Consider the following 461-nt stretch of genomic DNA (forward strand, 5'->3'; position numbering starts at 1 on the left):
TGGGCCTCTAAGCTGGCAATTTCGTTCTTTGTACTGTAATCAGACTTAGAACCGAACTTACCGTTTAAATTGTCAGTCTTGATAACCCTATTACCATCATCTTGGTCAATATACTGAACGTGAGCTTGCTCATCGTTAGCAGTGTATGTGACTTTAACATCTGAATTTTTAGTATCAGCGGTGGCAGTTAAAGCACCAACGGTCGCTTGATCAGGAGTGTAGCCCGTAATGGCTGGTGAATCAACCGAGCTAAAGACATCATTGTCAGATGTCCAAGCACCATAAGTTATCTCACCAGTTACTTCATCAAAGGTGGCGGTTCTGTTGAACGTAACCGTTTCTACTTGGTCATCTGCGGCTTTACTGCCATCGGCGTAAACGTAATGGATGGTTCTCGTAATGGACTTAGTCAAGTTGTCCTTGCTAGTGCCATCAGGATACTTCGGTCCCGTTGGGTTGTT

1 protein-coding gene is annotated in these 461 nt (G+C 44.3%); it reads right to left on the bottom strand.

Going from position 1 to position 461, the window contains the following annotated elements; translation table 11 throughout:
- The coding region (locus tag AC6UD6_RS06945; protein WP_500696176.1) for a mucin-binding protein at positions 1-461 on the bottom strand (461 nt) is incomplete at both ends.

Source organism: Fructilactobacillus sp. X8R2C1, from assembly GCF_059900955.1.